The sequence below is a fragment of the Candidatus Poriferisodalis sp. genome (genome assembly GCF_965203655.1).
Classification (GTDB): domain Bacteria; phylum Actinomycetota; class Acidimicrobiia; order Acidimicrobiales; family Poriferisodalaceae; genus Poriferisodalis.
This window is the reverse complement of record NZ_CBDBDD010000008.1, coordinates 64,737-85,674: the sequence shown is the minus strand read 5'-3', so window position 1 is coordinate 85,674 and position 20,938 is coordinate 64,737. Positions and strand designations below refer to the sequence as shown.

The 20,938-nt window shown below is 68.0% G+C and carries 25 protein-coding genes and 1 tRNA gene; 10 read left to right on the top strand and 16 right to left on the bottom strand.

Annotated features, from left to right (window positions below; all coding sequences use genetic code 11):
- Positions 1 to 7: 7 nt before the first annotated feature.
- Positions 8 to 1,768: an arginine--tRNA ligase gene (argS, locus tag ACOGW9_RS09020; protein WP_419910433.1), complete on the bottom strand. Its 1,761-nt coding sequence runs from the start codon at positions 1,766 to 1,768 to the stop codon at positions 8 to 10.
- Positions 1,769 to 1,924: 156 nt separating this feature from the next.
- Between argS and ACOGW9_RS09015 the strand changes: the two genes are divergently transcribed.
- Positions 1,925 to 1,996: transfer RNA gene (locus ACOGW9_RS09015), tRNA-Arg, on the top strand.
- A 122-nt stretch (positions 1,997 to 2,118) separates the two neighbouring features.
- Here ACOGW9_RS09015 and ACOGW9_RS09010 read toward each other — a convergent pair.
- Complete coding sequence (locus ACOGW9_RS09010) at positions 2,119 to 2,535, bottom strand: TIGR03668 family PPOX class F420-dependent oxidoreductase (protein ID WP_419910431.1); 417 nt, start codon at positions 2,533 to 2,535, stop codon at positions 2,119 to 2,121.
- An 89-nt stretch (positions 2,536 to 2,624) separates the two neighbouring features.
- Here ACOGW9_RS09010 and ACOGW9_RS09005 point away from each other — a divergent pair, with 89 nt between their 5' ends.
- Positions 2,625 to 3,809 (top strand): Coenzyme F420 hydrogenase/dehydrogenase, beta subunit C-terminal domain, encoded by a 1,185-nt coding sequence (locus tag ACOGW9_RS09005; protein ID WP_419910429.1) that lies wholly within the window; start codon positions 2,625 to 2,627, stop codon positions 3,807 to 3,809.
- A gap of 21 nt (positions 3,810 to 3,830) precedes the next feature.
- Here the strand turns inward: ACOGW9_RS09005 and ACOGW9_RS09000 are convergent, their stop codons facing one another.
- Together ACOGW9_RS09000 and ACOGW9_RS08995 are read right to left on the bottom strand one after the other, a co-directional pair.
- Entirely contained in the window at positions 3,831 to 4,337 is a 507-nt protein-coding gene (locus tag ACOGW9_RS09000; RefSeq protein WP_419910427.1) for a hypothetical protein, read from the bottom strand.
- Between the two features lie 103 nt (positions 4,338 to 4,440).
- Positions 4,441 to 5,193, bottom strand: a complete 753-nt coding sequence (locus ACOGW9_RS08995; RefSeq protein WP_419910425.1) for a uracil-DNA glycosylase — start codon at positions 5,191 to 5,193, stop codon at positions 4,441 to 4,443.
- Positions 5,194 to 5,227: 34 nt separating this feature from the next.
- Here ACOGW9_RS08995 and ACOGW9_RS08990 point away from each other — a divergent pair, with 34 nt between their 5' ends.
- The 3 genes from ACOGW9_RS08990 to ACOGW9_RS08980 are packed head-to-tail and all read left to right on the top strand — an operon-like array spanning position 5,228 to position 7,204.
- A complete protein-coding gene (locus ACOGW9_RS08990) occupies positions 5,228 to 5,866 on the top strand; it encodes an MSMEG_4193 family putative phosphomutase (protein ID WP_419910423.1) in 639 nt (212 codons plus the stop codon).
- Entirely contained in the window at positions 5,863 to 6,372 is a 510-nt protein-coding gene (locus tag ACOGW9_RS08985; protein WP_419910421.1) for a DUF3090 family protein, read from the top strand. Before ACOGW9_RS08990 ends, ACOGW9_RS08985 begins: the two co-directional genes overlap by 4 nt.
- Before the next feature lie 58 nt (positions 6,373 to 6,430).
- Positions 6,431 to 7,204 carry an SCO1664 family protein gene (locus ACOGW9_RS08980; protein ID WP_419910419.1) on the top strand — a complete coding sequence of 258 codons (774 nt, stop codon included), beginning with the start codon at positions 6,431 to 6,433 and terminating at the stop codon, positions 7,202 to 7,204.
- An 8-nt stretch (positions 7,205 to 7,212) separates the two neighbouring features.
- Here ACOGW9_RS08980 and ACOGW9_RS08975 read toward each other — a convergent pair whose 3' ends face one another.
- Together ACOGW9_RS08975 and ACOGW9_RS08970 are read right to left on the bottom strand one after the other, a co-directional pair.
- Entirely contained in the window at positions 7,213 to 8,175 is a 963-nt protein-coding gene (locus ACOGW9_RS08975) for an electron transfer flavoprotein subunit alpha/FixB family protein (protein ID WP_419910417.1), read from the bottom strand.
- Between the two features lie 72 nt (positions 8,176 to 8,247).
- Positions 8,248 to 9,027: an electron transfer flavoprotein subunit beta/FixA family protein gene (locus ACOGW9_RS08970; protein WP_419854322.1), complete on the bottom strand. Its 780-nt coding sequence runs from the start codon at positions 9,025 to 9,027 to the stop codon at positions 8,248 to 8,250.
- Between the two features lie 117 nt (positions 9,028 to 9,144).
- Between ACOGW9_RS08970 and ACOGW9_RS08965 the strand changes: the two genes are divergently transcribed.
- The 5 genes from ACOGW9_RS08965 (at position 9,145) to ACOGW9_RS08945 (ending at position 12,703) form a co-directional block, all read left to right on the top strand.
- Positions 9,145 to 10,083 carry a diacylglycerol/lipid kinase family protein gene (locus ACOGW9_RS08965; protein WP_419910415.1) on the top strand — a complete coding sequence of 313 codons (939 nt, stop codon included), beginning with the start codon at positions 9,145 to 9,147 and terminating at the stop codon, positions 10,081 to 10,083.
- A gap of 95 nt (positions 10,084 to 10,178) precedes the next feature.
- Positions 10,179 to 10,409 carry a DUF3107 domain-containing protein gene (locus tag ACOGW9_RS08960; protein ID WP_419854333.1) on the top strand — a complete coding sequence of 77 codons (231 nt, stop codon included), beginning with the start codon at positions 10,179 to 10,181 and terminating at the stop codon, positions 10,407 to 10,409.
- 7 nt (positions 10,410 to 10,416) lie between these two features.
- Complete coding sequence (locus ACOGW9_RS08955; RefSeq protein ID WP_419854332.1) at positions 10,417 to 12,003, top strand: sensor histidine kinase; 1,587 nt, start codon at positions 10,417 to 10,419, stop codon at positions 12,001 to 12,003.
- Positions 12,004 to 12,086: 83 nt separating this feature from the next.
- Positions 12,087 to 12,311: a hypothetical protein gene (locus tag ACOGW9_RS08950; RefSeq protein ID WP_419854331.1), complete on the top strand. Its 225-nt coding sequence runs from the start codon at positions 12,087 to 12,089 to the stop codon at positions 12,309 to 12,311.
- Positions 12,312 to 12,319: 8 nt separating this feature from the next.
- Positions 12,320 to 12,703: a hypothetical protein gene (locus ACOGW9_RS08945; protein WP_419910412.1), complete on the top strand. Its 384-nt coding sequence runs from the start codon at positions 12,320 to 12,322 to the stop codon at positions 12,701 to 12,703.
- A 106-nt stretch (positions 12,704 to 12,809) separates the two neighbouring features.
- On the opposite strand, the gene ACOGW9_RS08940 is transcribed toward ACOGW9_RS08945, so the two are convergent.
- The 10 genes from ACOGW9_RS08940 to ACOGW9_RS08895 all read right to left on the bottom strand — a co-directional run bounded on the left by ACOGW9_RS08940 (position 12,810) and on the right by ACOGW9_RS08895 (position 20,921).
- A complete protein-coding gene (locus ACOGW9_RS08940) occupies positions 12,810 to 12,953 on the bottom strand; it encodes a hypothetical protein (protein WP_419854329.1) in 144 nt (47 codons plus the stop codon).
- Positions 12,954 to 13,088: 135 nt separating this feature from the next.
- Positions 13,089 to 13,334, bottom strand: coding sequence for a hypothetical protein (locus ACOGW9_RS08935; RefSeq protein WP_419854328.1), 246 nt, complete (start codon positions 13,332 to 13,334; stop codon positions 13,089 to 13,091).
- A 47-nt stretch (positions 13,335 to 13,381) separates the two neighbouring features.
- Positions 13,382 to 14,383: a hypothetical protein gene (locus tag ACOGW9_RS08930; RefSeq protein ID WP_419854327.1), complete on the bottom strand. Its 1,002-nt coding sequence runs from the start codon at positions 14,381 to 14,383 to the stop codon at positions 13,382 to 13,384.
- Positions 14,384 to 14,581: 198 nt separating this feature from the next.
- Positions 14,582 to 14,884, bottom strand: coding sequence for a hypothetical protein (locus ACOGW9_RS08925; RefSeq protein ID WP_419854326.1), 303 nt, complete (start codon positions 14,882 to 14,884; stop codon positions 14,582 to 14,584).
- Positions 14,856 to 15,116: a hypothetical protein gene (locus ACOGW9_RS08920; protein WP_419854325.1), complete on the bottom strand. Its 261-nt coding sequence runs from the start codon at positions 15,114 to 15,116 to the stop codon at positions 14,856 to 14,858. Before ACOGW9_RS08920 ends, ACOGW9_RS08925 begins: the two co-directional genes overlap by 29 nt.
- Positions 15,117 to 15,154: 38 nt before the next feature.
- Entirely contained in the window at positions 15,155 to 16,846 is a 1,692-nt protein-coding gene (locus ACOGW9_RS08915; protein WP_419910409.1) for a hypothetical protein, read from the bottom strand.
- Between the two features lie 548 nt (positions 16,847 to 17,394).
- On the bottom strand, positions 17,395 to 17,787 hold the full coding sequence (locus ACOGW9_RS08910; protein WP_419854339.1) for a type II toxin-antitoxin system VapC family toxin: 393 nt from the start codon (positions 17,785 to 17,787) through the stop codon (positions 17,395 to 17,397).
- A complete protein-coding gene (locus tag ACOGW9_RS08905; RefSeq protein WP_419854340.1) occupies positions 17,784 to 18,011 on the bottom strand; it encodes a CopG family transcriptional regulator in 228 nt (75 codons plus the stop codon). The genes ACOGW9_RS08910 and ACOGW9_RS08905 overlap by 4 nt, the downstream gene beginning before the upstream one ends.
- 94 nt (positions 18,012 to 18,105) lie before the next feature.
- On the bottom strand, positions 18,106 to 19,740 hold the full coding sequence (locus tag ACOGW9_RS08900; protein WP_419910407.1) for a protein adenylyltransferase SelO: 1,635 nt from the start codon (positions 19,738 to 19,740) through the stop codon (positions 18,106 to 18,108).
- Positions 19,737 to 20,921, bottom strand: coding sequence for a P-loop NTPase (locus ACOGW9_RS08895; RefSeq protein WP_419910405.1), 1,185 nt, complete (start codon positions 20,919 to 20,921; stop codon positions 19,737 to 19,739). Before ACOGW9_RS08895 ends, ACOGW9_RS08900 begins: the two co-directional genes overlap by 4 nt.
- Positions 20,922 to 20,938: the final 17 nt, after the last annotated feature.

The following is a 20,938-nucleotide window of genomic DNA, read 5'->3' as shown; positions in this document are numbered from 1 at the left end:
TTCCCGCTCACATTGCCTCGGGCGCATCCACGCCGAGCAGGTCGAGGCCGATCGCCAAGCCGATGCGCGTGCCCTCGGTGAGGCACAGCCGAGCATCACGCACCTCCGGCGACACCTCGCTGTGCAGGATCGGGCAGTCGTGGTAGAAGCCGTGGAACGCGGCTGCGAGATCCCGCACCCAGGTCGTCACCTTGTGCGGCGCTCGCTCTCGGAGCGCTATCTCCACCACCGACGGCAGCACTTCGAGCGCCCGCAGGAGCGCCAATTCCCGATCGCCGGTGAGCGGTGAGAGATCGGTGCCTGGCGGCGGCAGGGGGGCAATGCCGTCCGCTTCAGCGCGGCGGGCGACCGATGCGATGCGGGCGTGCGCGTATTGCACGTAGAAGACAGGGTTCTCCGCAGCCTGCGCCGACAGCAGGTCGATGTCGATGGTCTGGCGCGAATCAATCGACTGCAGCAGGAACGCGAAACGCGCCACGTCGGGACCCACCGCGTCGATGAGCTCGCGCACCTCGACCATGGTGCCGGTGCGCTTGGACAGCTCGATGACCTTGCCGTCGCGCATGAGGGTCACGTTCTGGCCGACGATGGCCTCATAGGACTCGGCGGGATGCCCGAGCATCTGCATGGCCGCCGCGATGCGCGGCACGTAGCCGTGGTGATCGGCGCCCAGCACGTCGATGACCAAATTGACACCGCCGGCGCGATTGAACTTGGCGTCGTGGTAGGCGATATCGGGCAGGAAATACGTCGGCTCGCCGTCACTGCGGATGAGGACCCGATCCTTGTCGTCGCCGAACTCACTGGTGCGCAGCCACTCGGCGCCGTCGTCCGTGTAGGTACAGCTGATGTCAGGTGTGCGTTTCGGAGCGTGTTGGGCGCCGAGTTCTTCGGCTGTACGAAGCCGGGCAAGCACTGCGTCCATCGCACCTGACTCGGCCAGTTCGGCTTCGCTCTGCCAGTGATCGAAACTGACGTTCATTGCGTCGAGCGCCTCAGAGACATCTCGCAGCGCCCGTTCCATACCCCATCTCGCAGCAAAGCGAACCTCAGGGGGAGTTCCGACAGGAATAGGCGCGTGCCCTGCTTCAAGCGCAGCCTCCCTCAGCCGTTGCGAGATGTCGGCGTCGGCCACCCCGGTGGCAGGCAATTCGGCAACCAACTCGTCTGCCCAGTCGGCCACGTACTCGCCGTGGTATCCGTCGTCGGGCACGGGTTCGCCCTTCATGCGCGCAACCAGAGACTGCCCGAACAACAGCACCTGCGCACCGAGGTCGTTGACGTAGTACTCGGTGACGGTGGCATAGCCGCAACGACGGAACAAGCGGGCGAGGCTGTCGCCGAATGCGCCCCAGCGGCCGCCGCCAGCGTGCAGTGGGCCGGTCGGATTGGCGGAAACAAACTCAAGGTTGACCGTGCGCTCCCGGCCGGCGTCGTGGGTGGCATAGCCGGTCTCCCCTTGGGTGATGACCTCGGCCAGCACCTCGTGCAGCCACGACGGCGCTAGGTGCATGTTCACGAACCCGGGTCCCGCCACCTCGGTCCGTTCGAGATGCGGCAAGCCAGCGCCGTCGAGCTCCGCAGCGAGTCGCTGCGCCAGATCGCGAGGCGCCATCCCTGCGCCCTTCGCATGCACCAATGCGGCGTTTGTCGACCAGTCGCCGTGATCGGTGCGAGCCGGGCGTTCGAGGCCGATGCGCGACAGGTCGGCGTCGACACCGAGGCGCGTCAACGCCGCCGAGATAGCGCCAGCCAGCACTGCTTCCATCACTACAGCTCCGTCACCGAAGCGAACCTATCCCTGCCGGGTGCCGATCCTCGGGACAATTTCGGGCGTCAACCCGATGCTTGTCGCCGGAGTGGGGCGCGACAGCGGTCGGTAGCTTGACCGGGCATTGAGCCTGGAGAGCCGTCCGGGCGTTCAGCCCTCGTAGCTCAGGGGATAGAGCAGTGGCCTCCGGAGCCATGTGCGCAGGTTCGAATCCTGCCGAGGGCGCTGCGCCGGCACCATGCCGCCGTGCTGGATGCGCCGGCACCATGCCTCCGTGCTGGATGCGCCGGCACCATGCCGCCGTGCTGGATGCGCTGGCACCATGCCGGCCGGGGGCGCTGCGTCGATCAGTCCGTTGCAGACCAGCCGGTCAGCTCGGTGCGCTGGATGACAATGGCGGCGCCCACCGGCGGCTGGGCGGCGTATTGCGGGTAGCGCTTGCACAGCAGCTCGATCGCATGCCGGTGCTGGGCGCCTTCGGTGTGCACGGCGGCGCGGCCGCGCAGGCGCACCCACCACAGGCGCTCCCAGTTCGAGTCGTCGTAGTGCTCGATCAGCATGGTGACCTCGGGAAAGCGCCGGACGTTGTCGAGCCGCTTGAGGTCCATGGTTGTCTTGGGCTTGTGGTCGACCGCTGTCACCACCACGTCGTCCTCGAACGCGTAGGTGCAAGGCACCAGGTCGACGCGCCCGTCGGACCGGATCGTCGCGAGGGTTGCCACCCGTCCCTGCTCGAGCAGCTCCAGCAGTTCAGCGTCTGTCACGGCGCGCCACCCTAGAGCCCTGAGCAGCGGTTTCAGCTACCGCGCAATCGACCCGTAGCGCTACGGGGCACCTGACGTAGCCTGTGGCCATGGCAATGACCGAGGCAGCCACCGGGGCTCCCCCAGCTTCCAACGGGGCGCCGCAGCGCTGGACCTTCCAGTGGAAGGAGCTGTACGACGAGGTCATCACCACCGGGCTGTGCACCGGCTGCGCCGGCTGCGTGATCTCCTGCCCGCACGACGTCATCGGCTACGAGCATGTCCAAGGCGGCTTCACGCCGTTCCACCTCGAAGAAGAACTCGGCCTCGAAGACTGCGGCCACGGCCAGAAAGGCTGCACGAGCTGCACGCGAGCATGCCCCCGCTTCCGCACGTGGGAAGACGAAGCCGACGACTTCATGTTCGGCCGCCACCGCACCGCCGACGAGCCATCGGGTGTATTCAAGGACATCATCCTGACCAGGGCCTCCGACGACTACGTCCACGAGATCGGCCAGGACGGCGGGCTGGTCTCGGCAATCCTCATCTGGGCGCTCGACCACGGCTACATCGACGCCGCCCTGACGTCCTATGTCGGCGAGGGCGAGGGCAACCAGTGGACGGCCTCGCCGGGCGTGGCCTTCAACCGCGACGACGTGCTGCGGGGTGCGGGCAGCCGCTACACGTACTCGGCCAACACGCTCGCCTACGACGAGGCGATGGAGGCCGGCGCGCAGAAGATCGCCCTGGTGGGCATGAGCTGCCAGAGCTCGATCGTTCCAGTGGCCAAGTCGCGCAAGGTCGGCAAGGTCGGCAACCGCTTCGTGCTGAACATCGGGCTGCTGTGCTCGAAGTCGTTCGACGAGGCGATCTTCGAAGAACTCTTCGAGCAGAAGTACGGGCTCGACCGCCACCGGATCCGCAAGACCAATATCAAGGGCGTGTTCCAGATCTGGACGCATGACGGCGGCTACTACGAGATCAACCTCAAGGAATGCCACGCCTGGACTCGCGAAGGCTGCAATCACTGCCCCGACTTCGCCGCCGAGCACGCCGACATCTCCACCGGCGGCATCGGCAAGTACAACGACTGGACCCTCACCATCGTCCGCACCGACATCGGGCGGGAGATCATCATGAAGATGCTCGCCGACGGCTCGCTCATCGGCCGCCCCGGCGACGAGGACCCGGGCGCCATCGCGCTCATGCACAAGCTCAGCGAGAAGTCGCGTGTCCGCTGGCCCAAGTTCGCATGGGAGAAGCCGGCGCTGCTGCCTGAGCCCACCAAGAAATAGCCGGCGGTCTGCCGTGAACTCTCAGACGCAGAGGTTGATGAAGTCGACGATGTCTGGCTGCACCTCGGTGCTCGCCAAGAAATCGTCCAAGCGATGCGCCGGCACTACCTCCTGCGCACGCGCCAGCGAGCAGGCACACAAGCTCTTCAGGCGGTCTGAACCAGCGGAGCACGCGTCCAAGTACTGCTGTCGCTGAGCCCCCGACCACGCCGGCGGCGGCGCGGCTTCTCGACAGTCGACGAGCACGGACGCGAGCTCCGGCGAGAACTCCAAGGCACCCGACATGCGGTCCTCGAGGACCACGAGGTCGATCTCGGTCAAGCTGCCCTCCATGCGTCCCGCGGCGCAGTGGCACGGCCCCACGAGCCCGTTGTCGGCCACGCACGCATCCATGAACGCCGTCAGCGGCTCGATCGCGAGCAGCCCCGACCCGGCGACGGCTGGCTGCGTCGGCGGCGCCAGCGTGCCCGGATTGCCCAGCGGCACATCCGCGCCGGCTTCGCCTGCAACGCTGGTTGCGGGTGTCACCTCGACCACAGTTGCCGAACAGGCGGCGACGCCGAGCAGCACTAGGACCGACGCGACCCAACGGGCGACCAACCCCAACGCGGGCTGGTGCGGCCGCGCGGGCTCAGTTGCTGAGCGGCAGGTCGGCCAGCCGGCGGGCATCGCGCAGCACCGTATCTGTCATCTCGGCGGTGAGACGGCCGGTGAAGGTGTTCTGCTGGCTCGGATGGAACGAGCACACGATGTGCGAGACGTTGCTCAAACCGCCCGCCCGAGCGGAAGGGCCATCGGCGGGCACGGAAACCGTGACGCCATGCCCGAAGCGGGGCCGGGGCCGGATGCCTGCCAAGGTGCACAGCACGCCGTAGGCGAAAGCGCCGAGAGCGACTGCGACACGAGCGTTGACCAGCAGTGCCAGCTCGCGTTCCAGGAATGGCCGGCAGGCGTCCCGCTCGGTGGGAGTGGGCTTGTTGGCCGGCGGCGCGCAGCGCACCGCGGCGGTGATGTACGCGTCGCGCAGCGCAAGCCCATCTCCGGCGCGCACCGATGTCGGCTGGTTGGCGAAGCCGCAGCGGTGCAGAGCCGCGTAGAGAAAATCGCCGGAGCGATCGCCGGTGAACATCCGGCCCGTGCGGTTCGCGCCATGTGCAGCCGGCGCCAGGCCGACGAGCACGACCGCTGCGGCAGGGTCGCCGAAGCCGGGCACGCCGCGGCCCCAGTAGCCCTCGTCGGCGAACGCAGCCCGCTTGTCGGCGGCGGTTTGCTCGCGCCACCTCACGAGCCGATCGCATCGCCTGCAGGCTGCGACCTCGTCGCTCAGCAAGCCCAAGGCCGCGATGCTCGCGATATCGCCGGGTGGGCTGGGTGGGGCGCTCACCCTGCGAGTGTGCCAGGCAAGTAGCTTCGACCTGGTGCCGAACCGAACTCGACCCACACTGCTGCTGTTCGTCCGGCACGGACTCACGCCGACCACCGGCGTCGAGCTGTACGGCCGGCGACCCGGAGTGCATCTGTCGGAGGCCGGAACGCAACAGGCTCAGCGTGCAGCAGAGCGCATCGCCGCAGGCGGACGCCGGGTGGCGGCTGTCTATGCCAGCCCGCTGGAGCGTGCCCAGGAGACTGCCGCGCCGATAGCCGCCGCGCTCGGACGCCGCGTGCGCACCCATGACGGCCTCAACGAAGCAGACATGGGCCGCTGGACGGGCCGCAAGCTCAACCAGCTGCGCAAGCTGGCGGCATGGTCGCAGGTGCAGCATTACCCCAGCGGCTTTGGCTTTCCCGACGGCGAGACGTTCCGCGAGATGCAGACGCGCATGGCGGCGACGGCGAGCGAGCTGGCGGCCCGCCATCGCGGCGCGACCGTTGTCGCCGTCAGCCACGCCGACCCCATTCGGGCGCTGGTGGCAGACGCCATGGGCACCCATCTCGATCTCTTCCAGCGGATCGTGGTGTCGCCGTGCTCGGTGACTGCGATCCTGTACACCGCTGACGGCCCCGTCGTGCTGGCCACCAACAGCACGTCCGACCTCGCAGCATTGGCTCCGGCATGAGTGACGATTTCGACCTCCGCAATCCCGACACGTTCGTGGCGGGCACCGTCGGGCCGCCCGGCCAGCGGATCTTCTTCCTGCAGGCAACCGAGGCTGGCCATGTGGTCTCGCTGAAGCTGGAGAAGGGGCAGGTCTGGGCGCTGGCGAACCTGCTCAGCGAGCTGCTCGAAGGCGAGAACTACGAAGGACCCGCGGCTGCTTTCGGCGAGCTGGTCGAACCGGTGACCGCCGCATGGACCGTCGGCCGCCTCGCCACCGGCATGGACACCGAAGGCAAGGTCATCGTGGTGATTGCCGACGAGATCGATGACGACGACGACCCCGAAGCCGACACGGGTGCTGCGGGCGAGATGTCGGATCCCGACGACGATGAGCGCACCGGCGGTCGAGCCCGCATCCATCTCGACTACCCGGCGGCGCTCGGATTTGCTCAGCAAGCACTGCTGCTCGTCGAAGAGGGCCGAGACTTCGGCATGCGCAACGGGCACCGTCCGCCCAAGACATGAACGGTGCGGTTCGTGACCGGCCCCAATCGCACTGTCTCTCCATGAATGAGGGCGGCGCGTGAACGCACCCTCCCCACACCACCTGATGCCGACCGACGAGGACGGCGAGCAGCTGAGGCTGCCGGTGATCCGAGATGCGCCTGTGGCAGACGTGCTCGAGGTGCTGCAGGAGGGCGACATCTCGATCCTGGGACGGATGCCCTATAGCAGCAACGCCACGTTCCTAGTGCGCATCGACCACGCCACCACACCCACGGCCGCGATCTACAAGCCCGAGCGGGGAGAGCGGCCGCTGTGGGACTTTCCGTCTGGCCTGTACCGGCGCGAGATCGCTGCGTTCGAGCTGTCTGAGGCTTTGGGATGGCACGTCATCCCGCCCACGGTCGAACGGGACGGCCCGCTCGGCGTCGGCTCGGTTCAGCTCTTCATCGACGCGGACTTCACAGAGCACTACTTCACGCTGGTTGCCGAGGACCGGCACCATGGCGACCTGCGGCGGATCTGCGCGTTCGATTTCATCGCCAATAACACCGACCGCAAGTCGGGTCACTGCTTGGCGTCGCGCTGGGGGCCGATCTACGGCATCGACCAAGGCCTGTGCTTCGCCAGCGATTTCAAGCTGCGGACGGTCATCTGGGACTTCGGGGGCGAACCGTTCGACGAAGAGTTATGCACCGCCATCGGTTCGGCCGCCGATCCGCCCGCCGATCTCGCACGATGGCTGCGGCCCGACGAGCTCAGTGCCCTGGCCGAACGTGCCGAATGGCTCGCCGACTTCGGCAGGTTCCCCGACGACGACGGCGGCCGCCGCTGGCCCTGGCCGCTGGTCTAACTAACGGCTCAGCGCGACTTGAGCGCTTCGATCAGCGCCGGCATCACCTTGTGCACGTCGCCGACGATGCCCAAGTCGGCAACGCCGAAGATCGGCGCTTCGGGGTCCTTGTTGATGGCCACGATGTTCTTGGAGCCCTTCATGCCCACCAAGTGCTGGGTGGCGCCGGAGATGCCGCACGCGATGTAAACGTTGGGCTTCACCACCTTGCCGGTTTGGCCCACCTGCTTGGCATAGGGAACCCAGCCGGCATCCACGATGGCGCGCGAGGCACCAGACGCCGCCCCGAGCAGGCCTGCCAACTCGTCGACCATCGAGTACGCCTCGGGCCGGCCCAGCCCTCGACCGCCCGACACCACCACAGCGGCATCATCGAGCTGCGGGCCCGAGCGCTCCTCGGCATGGCGACCAGTCACCGTCGCACGCCCCGCCTCGCCGGCGTCGACTGCTGCCACGCTCTCGACCGCGGCAGCGCCGCCGCCGCTGGGCTCGGCCTCGAAGCTCTTCGGGCGGAACATCGCGAGCGCCGGTGCCGGTGCCCGGTACGCGGTGAAGATGTTCTGCGTGCCGCCGAAGATGGGCTCCTCGGTGACGAGGGCCCCGTCGACAATCTCGGCCCCCACGTTGTTGGTGGAAACGGGACGGTCCGCCAGCACCGCCAAGCGGGCGGCGGTGTCGCGCCCGTCGGTGGTCTGGCCGAAGAACACGGCATCGGGCGAGGTGGCTTCGATGTGCCCGGCCAGCGCTGCGGCGGCGTGCACGCCGACCAGCCCGTCGCCGAGTCCGTCGAGTGCGTACACGGTCGACACGCCGTGCGCTCCCAGCTCGGCAGCCATGGCTTCGCCGTGTGCTGGCGCGAAGGCCGTCACGGTGTCGGCCAGTGTGCGGGCCTTGGTGGCCAGTTCCAGCGTGAGGCCGGAGGCACCGTCGGCGTCGCCTTCAGCGAAGAGCAGAATCTGTGCAAGCGTCATTGCGGGTGGTTCCAGTCGGTTTCGTGGGTGAGTGGGTCAGGAAGCTGAGTCAGCCGATAGCTGGCGGGCAGGTCAGATGACCTTGAGCTCGGTCAGGAACTCGACGATGTTGGCGTGCGCATCGCCCTCGTCGGTGATGATCTCCCCGGCCTCGCGCTCGGGCGCATCGGTCACCTCGACCGTTTCCTGGCGTGCCCCGGCCACACCGACCGCGGCCGCATCGATTCCGAGGGCTGCGAGATCCTTCGAGTCGACCGGCTTCTTCTTGGCCGCCATGATCCCCTTGAACGAGGGGTAACGGGGCTCAACCACGCCCGCAGTCACCGATACGACAGCCGGAAGAGCGCACTCCACTTGGTCGTAACCGGCCTCGGTCTGCCGCTGGACACTGGCGACGCCATCGGCGATTTCGATGTGCTTCGCGAACGTCACCGAGGGCAGCCCCATCACGCCGGCAATCATCTCGGGAACGGTGCCGGTGTACCCGTCGCTGGACTCGACACCGGCGAGCACGAGGTCGGCCTCGAGCCCGGCGATCGCCGCGCCCAGCACCTTGGCCGTGCCGAGCGCGTCGCTGCCGGCAAGCGCATCGTCACTGATGAGCACCGCATCGTCGGCGCCCATGGCGAGCGCCGTCCTCAGACCGCTCGTCTCCGACCGGGGTGCCATCGACACCAGCGACACTTGGCCGCCGCCGGCCGCCTCGGCGAGCTGCAGCGCCATCTCGACGCCGTAGGAGTCGGATTCGTCCAGGATCAGCTTGTCGTCCCGGTTCAGCGTCCCGGTCTCGGGAACCAGCTCGCCCGGGATAGCCGGGTCTGGGATCTGCTTGACGCACACAACGACCTTCATGGGGCGAGAGTCTGCCGACTCACGGCTTCGATGCCACACCCACCGCCCAATGACGCCCGCAGGCTCCGGCTCTGCCTCATGGCGCTCGCAAGCTCGCGTCGGGGCGAGACTTGCGCGGTGCGTGTCTTGCTGCTGGTCAACGATTCGGCATCGTCGACCACGGCCCGCACGCGAGTGCTCATCCACACGGCGCTCTCGGAGCGGCACGACACCGATGTGGCCTTCACCAACCGGCGAGGGCACGCGGCTCGCCTGGCACGTGGGGCGGCGACGACCGGCACCGACGCGGTGGTCGTGCTCGGCGGCGACGGCACGCTCAACGAAGCCGCCAACGGGGTCGCCGGCACCGACTGCGTTCTCGCCGCACTGCCGGGCGGTTCGACCAACGTGTTCGCCCGGACGATCGGCACGCCCGACGATCCGCTGGCAGCGACCGAAGCCGTCCTTGACGCATTCGAGAACGGCAGCATCACCTCAGCGGGGCTCGGACGCACCTCCGGCCGTTATTTCCTGTTCCACTGCGGCATGGGGCTCGACGCTGCGATCGTCGAGCAGGTCGAGAGGCACCCGACGCTCAAGCGGTATCTCGGCCACCCGCTGTTCCTCCTCGCGGGCATCGACACGCTGCTGCGCCGCTACGACCGCCGGACCGGCACGCTGAGCGTGCGGACAACGGCTCCGGCATCGGCGACCATCGACGGCTGTTTCATTGTCGTCGCGGCGAACACCGACCCCTACACATTCCTCGGCAGCCGTCCGGTGCGGATCGCTCCCGCGGCAACACTGCACACCGGACTGTCGGTGGTCGGGCTGCGGTCGCTCCGGTTCGCCGACGCGCTGGACGTGCTCTCCGCGGTGTTCCGAGCCAACGGCAGCCTGAGCGACACCGATCCGAGCGTCGTGCAGCGCATCGACGACGTGCGCGACGTCACCGTGACCGGGATGCACCCGTTCGGTCACCAGCTCGACGGCGACCACCTCGGTGCCGTCGACGAACTCCAGCTCGAGTGGGTGCCCGACGCACTGCGACTCGCCATTCCGGCAGCACCTGACTGAACTCGGCGGCTCGCTGGCACCGTAGCCCCGAGTACTGCGCCCGCTTCCGCAGATCTGACCACAGCCGCAGAGGACCCCACCGGTAGCCTGCGGCCATGGACATCCGGATCGGCATCACGCACGGCGGCCGCGAACTCAGCGTCGAGATCGACGACGACGGCGCCGATGACGCCGCAGCCGCGCTCGAAGGCGCACTGGGCGGCGATTCGACGGTGCTGTGGCTGACAGACCGCAGCGGCCGCCGCGTCGGGGTGCCCGTCGACAAGCTGGCCTTCCTCGAGCTGGGTCCGGCTGGCGATCGGCGCATCGGCTTCGCCGCGGACTGAGGCAACGATGCGGGCGCCCGCTGATCGGCCCCGGCCCGCACCGCACGCGCACGACAGCCCACGCGAGCACCTGCGCCGCCTCATGGCGTGGTGGTCTCTGCTTGCAGACCTGTCGTTCTCGGACTTGCTCCTGTTCGTGCCGGGGCAGCTGAATTCGCTCGACGAGCTGCCGGACGACACTGCAGGCACTGCCCCACACGGCGAGAATCCAACGCGCCGACTCGGCTCCGATGCGCAGATCACCGTCATCGGCCAGATCCGTCCCACGACCGGGCGCACCCTGTACCGCGACGACCACGTCGGGCTGTGCGTCACGGCTTCCGAGCGCCCGCTTGTCTCGGAGGCGTTCGCGCGCGGCGTGATCGTCACCGGTGAGGGGCTGCGGGTGCCCGGAGACAGGCGGGCGCGCATCACCGCGGTGCCGGTCACCTACGACGGCGAGACGATCGCCGTCATGAGCAGCGAGGTCACGCCGCGCTTCACCGACATCCGCGACCCGGGCGAGCTGGAGCGGACCTACATCGCCACCTTCGGGCGGCTGGCTCGCATGGTTGCCGCGGGCTCGTTCCCCTACCGCGGGGTCGACATCGCCGGCGAGGGGACACCCCGGGTCGGTGACGGACTGTTCCTGACCGATGAGACGACGCGCATCGGCTTCGCGTCGCCGAATGCGGTGAGCGCACTGCACCGCATCGGCGTCGGCGGCAACGTGCAGGGACGGCGTGTACGCGACCTCGATCTGGGCCCCGATGTCGTGGGGCGAGCGATGAGCGGCGGCATCCCCGCGGTGGGCGAGGTCGAGCATCGTTCGGTGACCGTGCAGCTGCAGGCGCTGCCGCTGACCGACACCCCGGTGCGCAATGCGCTGGTGCTGCTGCGAGATGTCACCGAGCTGCGCCGCCGCGATCGGCTGCTCATCTCCAAGGACGCCACCATCCGCGAGATCCACCACCGCGTCACCAACAACCTGCAGACGGTCTCCTCGCTGCTGCGCATCCAGGCGCGCCGCCTGGAGTCACGCGAAGCCAACCGGGCGCTCGAGGAGGCAGTCCGGCGCATCCGCGCCATTGCGCTCGTCCACCAGACGCTCTCGAGCGAGACCACCGACGATGTCGACTTCTGCGACGTCGCTGAGACGCTGACCGAGACGATGCGCCAGAGCATCACATTTCCGGAGCGGCCGATCGAGTTCACCGTCTCCTGCGAAGCGGGGATGCTGCGCTCGCAGACGGCCACATCGCTGGCCGTGGTGCTCAATGAGCTGCTCCAGAACGCCGTTGACCATGCCTTCCCCCAGTTGTGGGAGATCGAGGACCAGGCGCTCGAGGCGGCGCCGGCCCTCGACGAGAGCCCTATCGGCCGAGTCGAGGTAGAGATTTCCCGGCCGTCGGCCGATCTGTTGTCGATGGTCGTCCGTGACGACGGCGTCGGGATCCCGCCTGGCTACGACACTGAGCGATCTGGCGGGCTGGGCACCTCGATCGTGCGGGCTCTGTGCGGTGCAGACCTCGGCGGCACGTTCGAGGTCCGGCGCCGGATGCCCCCGCCGGGATCCGAGGCGGTGGTGCAGATCCCCCTGCGGACCATCGCCTGACCGCCGCTCAAGATGCCGAACTCGTTGCGCTGAAGGCCGGCACCTGAAGTCGCCCGCAGTTATGAAGATATATGATTCTGGCCGTGGCCATTGAACGCCTCACCATCTCGCTTGAGTCAGGGCTCGCGGCTGCGGTCCGTGACGCCGCTGTGACAGACGAGCAGAACATGTCCGCGTGGCTGGCCGATGCCGCACGCCGTCGGCTTGTCACCCGGGGCCTGCACGATGTCGTCGCCGACTGGGAGGCCGTGCACGGGGAGTTCACCGAGGCTGAATTGGCCCGAGCGCGCGCTGAGCTGGGGCATTGACGGCGTTAGTGCTTGACGCAGGAGCGCTGATCGCGCTCGACCGAAACGATCGCGCCATGTGGGCGCGCCTGAGGGCCGCCGCCGACGCTCGCGACATCGTTGCCGTCCCAACGGGCGTCATCGCACAGACGTGGCGAGGTGGTCGCCGTCAGGCGCTGCTCGCCAGAGCGCTCATGCATTGCGAGGAGCTAGTTCTCGACAGCGCGATGGCCCGGGCCTGCGGGCGGCTGTGCGCCCGCTCCCGCACTGGCGATGTCATAGACGCTTCGGTAGCGGTCGCCGCAGCACAGCTCTCTCATCACCACCGCACCGTTGTCGCAACATCAGACCCCGACGACATCAAGGCGCTGACCGCGACACTCTCCGGTCAAGTTGTCGTGGTGACCGTATAGACGACACAGCTGAGCCGTTCATCAACCCTCGCTTCGACATCCCAATGCGTGCACGAGCCGGTGGCAGCAGTCGTATTGCGCCCAGGATTCGCTTGGTAGTGACCCTCTACGAGCTGCCGGAGAGCTGGCTGGAGCCGACTCGGGTACGCGCCCAGTCGGGGCGCAGTGCTGCGTAGGACTCCCGATCGGGTTGTTCGTCGTAGGGACGACACATGACGTCGAGCAGCTCGCCGCCGATCAGCACAGCCAAGTTCGCAAGTCCTACCGCTGTCTCTGGCCGGTCACGCGCCAGCACCAACCACGACGGACGCCGCGACGGCGGTCCTAGCTCCGGGCCGGGAACTTGAAGCGCCGCACCAACAGCGCGCTCTAGGCCAAGGCCAAATCAGACCTTGGCTGCCGCGTCGCTCTCAGCCGCACGCCGTCGGCGCTCCCGCTTCGCGAACGACCTATACGACACGATCACGTAGGTCAGCAGTGCGGCCCACATCGCCCCGATCAGCACCCAGTTGCCTGTGCGGTGCGCCGCGCCGAACACGTAGGCCGACGCGCCGCTCACAGAAATCATGATGATCCACCAGCGGATCCCGAACTTGGGCCGTGGCTGTTCGGGGGGCCGTGCGGTGGTCATGGTGTCAGGGTAGTTCGTTGCGCTCAGGGCCTGAATATGCCTCTCGCTCACTTGCAGAATTGCGAAAAGCCGAGCTGACAGCGGAAACGGTTCTTGATTGCTTCTAATTGCTCGCGGGTGATGCGCCCGGCAATTCTGTCGCGGTTTGCCTGCGCTAGCTGGCCCGGCGACACCTCGCCGGACTCGGGCTCAGACTCATCGTCCGGCTGAGGCTGCGCCGCGGCCGTTCCGCCTTCGCTCGGTGTCGGCTGCGTTTCGCCGCCGCTGCTGTCGCCGCCGCTGCTGCTGCCATCGCCGTTGCCCGAGCCTGAGCCGCGGCCGGACCTGGTGCCCTTGGCACCCTTGCCGTCGTCGCCGTTGCCGTTCCCGTTGCCGCTGGTCCCGTCGCCGCTGGTCCCGTCGCCGCTGCTGCCATCGCCGCTGCCGATGATGGCAGTTTTGGCCGCTGCATAGAAGCCCCCGCATGTCACTCCGGTAGCAGTCTGGTACTTGGCGGCCGCTGCGATCCATGCCGGGGCTGCTGCGCCTGCTGTGGCGACGGTGCTCGTGGCTACGAGCTTGACCAGAACGGCGCAACCCGTTCCCGAGGCCACGGCCTCGATGAACGCTTGGAGGGGCTCAGGCGTCTTGTTGTAGAGCTTGTTGATCTCTTGGTTGAGCTGCCGGGCCTTGTCGGCGGTCCACTGCGCGTCGTCCTTGACGTCTGTGGCGATCTGCTCGAGGAGGTCGCGGGCTGCATTGAGCGATTCGGTGGTGCCGGTCGCTATCAGGCTCCCGGCCCGCTTGAGCGCGTCGCCTACTGGGTCGCTGGCGGTGATGGGGGCGTGGCCGTGGCCGGCGGGGGCGTCGCTTTTGCGGTGGCAGTCCACGGTGCCGCCGTGATCGTGGTGGGTGTGTGAAGGCTGTCCTCGTCCGCTGCAGGTCTTCACAGTGGGCTTGGCGGGTTCGGGGTGGGAGTGGCTGTTGTCGCTCTTGCGGTGGCAGTCGACGGTGCCGCCGTGATCGTGGTGGGTCAGGGCGCTCTGTGCGCGTCCGCGGCAGGTCTTCACGGTCGACGCTGTGCCGCCGTTGCCTGAGCCGCTGCTCCCGTCGCCGCCAGTACGAGACCGACGGCCGGCCAACGGGCGATAGCCGGCACCGACACGGCCCCGCCGCGGCCCGGGCGTGGCAGCAGGCAGGCCGGCGGGGCAGGCGCCCAGCGGCGGCTGTCCTAGCTCCGGGCCGGGAACGCGAAGCGCCGCAGCGGTCTAGTCGGCAGCCTCGGCCTCGCGGCCCCGCCGCCACAGCTCCATCAGTCCCATGGCAACGAGTATCCCGGTCAGGATGCTCGCCGCGACTATGACGTGGTCGCTGATCGGGTTCGTACGCCCCAGAATCCTGTACTCGATCACGTACACCACCAGCACGTACACCAGCACGTACGCCACGAGCCAGGCGATGCCCAGCCCGAGCTGCGAGCGAAATCGCTGCCAAGGGCTCGGGCTCTGTTGGGCGGGGCTCGCCGGCGTCTCGTAGGCCAAGTCAGACCCCGGCCGTCGCGTCGCTCTCACCCACAAGCCGCTTCGCCTCCCGCCGCCGGCGCTCCCAGACGCCGCCCAAGATGCAGAGACCGATTGTCAGGATCCCTACGACTCGCAAGACCGTCATGCCGCCGATCGTGTCGATCAGTTCCGGCGTGATGAGCCACACTCCAACGACTGAACCGAAAACCGGACCTGCGGCGATTGCGACACGCCTGGTCCATCGCTGCCTGCGCAGCGTCGTCGTGGCCGGAGCGGTCATATGGCGATTGTACCGTTCGCTCATCTGTTGTCTCGGGCTCAGTGATAGGTGATGTGGTGCACGCCGTTTACGATCCTGAAGCACATACGCGTCGCTGGGACCCATGCGTGGCACTGCGTATGAGGGTTGAACGCTGGTGGTGCGGTCGTCGGGGTCGGGCTGTCGCTGGCGTCGTCGTCGCTGGCGTCGTCGTCGCTGCTGTCGTCGTCGCTGCTGTCGTCGTCGCTGGCGTCGTCGTCGCTGCTGTCGTCGTCGCTGCTGTCGTCGTCGCCGTTGTCGTCGCTGCTGTCGTCGTCGTCAGGCGGGTCTTGGCGGTTGCGTTCCGCTTCGGCCAGCTCGGCACCGCAGGAAACGGAGATGTAGGCACCGCCAACACCGCCGACGAAGGGTGCCCCTAGAGCAGTGCTAATTGCGGCAGCTCCGAGGCCGAGCGATGTGCAAAAACTGCCGATGGCGTAGTCCTTCTGCTTGGGCGTGAGCTTGTCCCACTGCTTGAGCAGCCAAGCGTTTATTTCCTCGCCGGATTTCTTCCGGATCTCGGCCTCGGCTAGTGCCGCCTCGCCGGTGTCCTCCGCTATCGCATTGACCATCCTCGTCAAGGCTGACCAAGAGGCCGCCGTAGTGACCTTGACAACGTTCACGACCGGGTCGCTGGAAATGATGGGGGTGTGGCCGTGGCCGGCGGGGGCGTCGCTTTTGCGGTGGCAGTCGACGGTGTCGCCGTGGTCGTGGTGGGTGTGCGAAGGCTGTCCTCGTCCGCGGCAGGTCTTCACAGTGGGCTTGGCGGGTTCGGGGTGGGAGTGGCTGTTGTCGCTCTTGCGGTGGCAGTCGACGGTGCCGCCGTGATCGTGGTGGGTCAGGGCGCTCTGTGTTCGTCCGCGGCAGGTCTTCACGGTCGACGCTGTGCCGCCGTTGCCCGAGCCGCTGCCCGAGCCCGACCCGGAACCGGAACCGGAACCGCTGCCCGACCCCGAGCCGCTGCCCGAGCCCGACCCTGAGCCGGAACCGGAACCGCTGCCCGAGCCCGACCCGGAACCGGAACCGGAACCGCTGCCCGACCCCGAGCCGCTGCCCGAGCCCGACCCTGAGCCGGAACCGGAACCGCTGCCCGAGCCGCTGCCCGAGCCCGACCCTGAGCCGGAACCGCTGCCCGAGCCCGACCCTGAGCCGGAACCGCTGCCCGAGCCTGAGCCGTTGCCCGAGCCGCTGCTCCCGTCGCCGCCGTTGCCCGAGCCCGAGCCGCGGCCGGACCTGGTGCCCTTGGCCCCCTTGCCGCCGTTGCCGTCGCCGCTGCTCCCGTCGTCGCCGTTCCCGTCGCCGCTGCTCCCGTCGCCGCCGTTGCCGTTGCCGTTGCCGAATTGGTCGATTGGGTAGCAGCTAGGTGGCGTGCCGGTCATTCCTGCGGGGCAGGATGCGGGCGGTTTCGGTTTCGGCTTGGGTGTCTTGGGGATTGACTGGCAGTGCGGCCACGGCTGGCAGCGCGGCTGCGTTGTCGGGGTCGGGGTGGTGGTGGGCGGTCGGGGGTCGGGCAGCCGTGCGGGGTGAACGTGAGTGTGAGACACCGCGACGGTGCGGCAGTTGAACTCCATTCCCGACAGTGGGTCGAAGTCGCAGCGGCGCTCGGTCTTGCGGTGCGCTTCGGCCGGGTCGGCGCTGGCGAGCGGCACGATTGCGAGCACCGATGCGAATACCAGCAGCGCGCCCAGCGCCGAAGTGAGTCGTTTGGGCATTGGTGGGTTCCCTCCGGACCGGTTGGCGTGTGGGTGATCCGCTCACGCGCCGACCCCGAAGGGGGATCCATGCAACTGATGCCGCCCAGCGGGTCGGCGTGTACGCGAATCGTTGGTTTTCCGAACGCCCGGATCGGACACGAACGGACATCTGGGAGCCGTCGGCGGCGCAGCGCGGCCAGCGGGGCGCGTCAGGGCGGAATCCCAGCGGGCATGGGGGTTCGCGGCCCGCCCGGGCGGTTGCGCAGCGTCAGCGCTCAGAAGCGCCGCCGGAGTGTTGACGGGCCTGTGCGAGGTGTATACAATACGAACGTTTTACGTACACCCTGAAACCGCCTCTGACCAGCAGGTTTAGGTCGCTGTGCGGGTCAAGGGTCGGGGTTTGCGGCCCAGAGTCTCGAGAACGTCGACAGCGCCGCAGAACGGTGCCCAGCCGCCGAGATCAGCCGCTAACGATGTCGTCAGGCAGCCGTGGCACCCGCGGCACCGGCGCGAGCACCACGCGGCTCACGCGCTGGCAAGTCCCTCTGCGCACGACTGCCTGACCGTCAGGGGCGGACTTCGACGAAGCCGGCTGCGCTGAAGTCGCCGTCGAATGCAAGTGCCTCGGTGATTCTCTCGCGGCGCATGATCTCGAAGCTCGTGGCGTCGACGTAGGAGTACGAACGCTCGTCGTGGGCGGCCAGCCATTCCCAAGCCCGCTGGTCGACAGCAGCGTCCACCACTGCAATCGAGACGCGTGGCGATTGGTGCATCATGTTGACGAAGCGCAGAGCCTCTGCATGGCTGGCACGACGACGCAGCCACGTCCAGGTTTCGCCCATCACCAAGTTGGACGTCCTGAGCGGGCTGCCGCCCGGCCACAACGCAGCTGCGTCACGATGGCGATGATCGCGTGGGACCAGCAGACCGATCCAGAACGAGGTGTCGACGAACCTCACGATTCAGTGTCGTAGATGACGGCGTCAAGATCGTCGTCGGGGGCGACGTCGACGCTGCCGACGAGCGCGTCCAACGGGTCTAGAGCGAGCACATCGCTGTCGCGACGCAGCGCTGAGCGGACAGCCTCTCGCACAACCGCGGACCGCGAGACCCCTCGTCTGGCAGCAGCCGCCGACAGGGCGTCGTCGATGTCGGGCTCGATGTAGAGCTGTATACGCCGCATTAGTGCAGTATACATTATATCCGCAACTTCTGAGTGGCCCGGCCAAGCGAGACCTCAACCCTGACGATCGACCCCGAGCGCTGTGGTCGGCGGGTCAGGAGCTGCAGGAGAGCTGGCTGCAGCCGACCCGGGTGCGGGCCCAGTCGGGGCGCAGTGCTGCGTACGACTCCCGATCGGGTTGTTCGTCGTAGGGATGACGCATGACGTCGAGCAGCTCGCCGATGGCTTCGGGGCGGCCCGCAGTGGCGGAGTCGATCGCAAGCTGGGCCAGGTAGTTCCGCAGGACGTATTTGGGATTGACTCGGTTCATCGTCTCGGCCCGTGCGCCGTCGGCAATGCCCTGGGCTCGCAGCCGGGCCGCGTAGCGCTCGACAAACTCGCTCGTGGCTGAGCGGTGCTCGTCGGTGACCTCGTCGGGCGCGTAGTACGCATCGGCGAGCGGGGCGATGCGCTCGGCACGGTCGACGCCCTCAGCGGTGTCCACGGTGGCGAGCCGTCGCCAGAACACCGTCATGTCGGTCTCGACCAGCCGCAGCACCTCCAGCACCCCGGTCGCCAGCTCAGTGTCGGTCTCGGATTCCAGCGCCGGCAGTCCGAGCTTGGCGGCCATCATCGCCGACCACTTCTGCTCGAAATACGGCACGTAGCCGTCAAGGGCTGCTTGCAGCAGCTCGGCCTCGCCGACGAGCGGATACAGCGCATTGGCGAGCTGCATCAGATTCCACTGGGCGATGTGCGGCTGGGTGCCGAAGCGGTAGCGCCGGTGGGCGGCGTCGGTGGTGTTGGGGGTCCAGTCGGGGTCGTAGTCGTCGAGCCAGCCGTAGGGGCCGTAGTCGATCGTCAGGCCCAGAATCGACATGTTGTCGGTGTTCATCACGCCGTGGACGAAGCCGACCCGCATCCACTCGCAGACCATGTCGGCCGTGCGCCGGACCACTTCGTCGAAGAACTGCGCATACCGCTCCGGCGAGGAACTGCCGGACCCGGCGTCGGCAGCCAAGTCAGGAAAGTCGTTGCCGATGACGAAGTCGGCCAAGGTGCGCAGCGTGTCGATATCGCCGCGGGAGGCGAAGATCTCGAAGTTTCCGAACCGTACGAACGACGGCGCCACTCGGCAGACCACGGCCCCGGGCTCGAGCTCGGGGTGGCCGTCGTAGAGCATGTCGCGCATCACCATGCCGCCCGTCGCCACCAAGCTGAGCGCCCGGGTCGTCGGCACGCCGAGATGTGCCATCGCCTCGCTGCACAGGAACTCGCGCACCGAGCTGCGCAGCACGGCCAAGCCGTCGGCGGTGCGGGAATACGGCGTTGGGCCGGCGCCCTTGAGCTGCAGCGTCTGGTGCTGGCCGTTGCGGTCAACCACTTCGCCGAGCGCGATGGCACGGCCGTCGCCGAGCTGACCGGCCCAGTTGCCGAACTGGTGGCCGCCGTAGCAGTGGGCATGCGGATCCATGCCGTCGAGCAGCGTGCTGCCGCCGAACACCGCTGCGAACTCCGGGTCGCTCGCCAAGTCGGGGTCGAATCCCAGCAGGTCGAACATCTCCGCACTGTGCGCCAGCAGGTGCGGCGCGGGCACCGGTGTCGGCTCGACCCTCGAATAGCACGCACCCATCACCTGCCGGCGGACGTTGGCGGCGTCGGGGTCAGCCGGCAGCGCGGCAGTGAAGCGGTTGTCGAAGCTGAGCTTGTCGAGCGAGCCGATCGGCGTCGGCGCCGCAGTGATGCTCACAGCAGCTTCAATCCCTCGTTGTAGCGGCGGGTCGGCAGGTGTTCGGTGCACAGCAGGCGCGCCATGTCCTGGAATACACCGGCCGTCTCGCTGTTGGGGTCTGCCGCGGCGATCGGCATGCCCTCGTCGCCGCCCGCGCGCAGTTGCGGCACCAGCGGCACTTGGCCGAGCAACGGCACGTCCAACTCGTCGGCCAGCGCCTGGCCGCCGCCGGAGCCGAACAGCTCGTAGCGCTTGCCGTCGTCGCCGGTGAACCAGCTCATGTTCTCGATCACCGCCCTCACCTGCAGGTTCACACGTCCCGCCATCTGGGCAGCGCGCTGGGCAACCTTCTGCGCTGCAGGCTGCGGCGTGGTCACCACCAGCATCTCCGAGCGGGGAAGGAACTGCGCCAGCGACAGAGAGATGTCGCCGGTACCCGGTGGAAGATCGATGAGCAGATGGTCGGGTTCGTCCCAGAAGACATCGGTGAGAAATTGCTCGAGCGCCTTGTGCAGCATCGGGCCGCGCCAGATGACCGGCTGGTCCTCGCGGGCGAAGAAGCCCATCGACATGCAGCGCACGCCGTGCGCCTCAGTGGGCACCACCATCTGATCGATCACCGTGGGCGGGCGGGCAACCCCGAGCATCCGGGGAATGGAGAAGCCCCACACGTCGGCATCGATGACAGCGGTGCGCGTGCCGCGTTGGGCCAGCGCAATCGCCAGGTTGACGGTCACACTGGACTTGCCGACGCCGCCCTTGCCGCTGGCCACCAGCAGCACGCGGGTCCTATTGCCGGCCTGAGCGAACGGAACCTCGCGGCCTTCGGCGTGCCCGTGGCCGGCGTTGGTGCCCGCGGTGGCAGCCGGGTCGCCGATGAGCTGGGCCCGCAGCGTCGACTGCTCGGCCTCGTCCATCACCGTGAATTCCACGACGACATCGTCGATGCCGTCGAGGGCGCGTCCCGCCTCGCTGACAGCGTGGGACACATGCCCCGCAGCCGGCCAGTCATTCGACGGCAAGGCCACAAGCACCTGTGCAGCACGCCCGGCGACGGCCGCGGCCCGCAACATGCCCATCTGGCCGATAGGCCGACGCAGCTCGGGATCCATCACGTCAGCCACCGCAGCGGCCAGCTGCTGGTCGGTAACGCTGGCTGGTCCGCCGTTGGCGGCTGACCCTCGACGCTTGCCCTTCACTGGGTGCCCCTGACCGG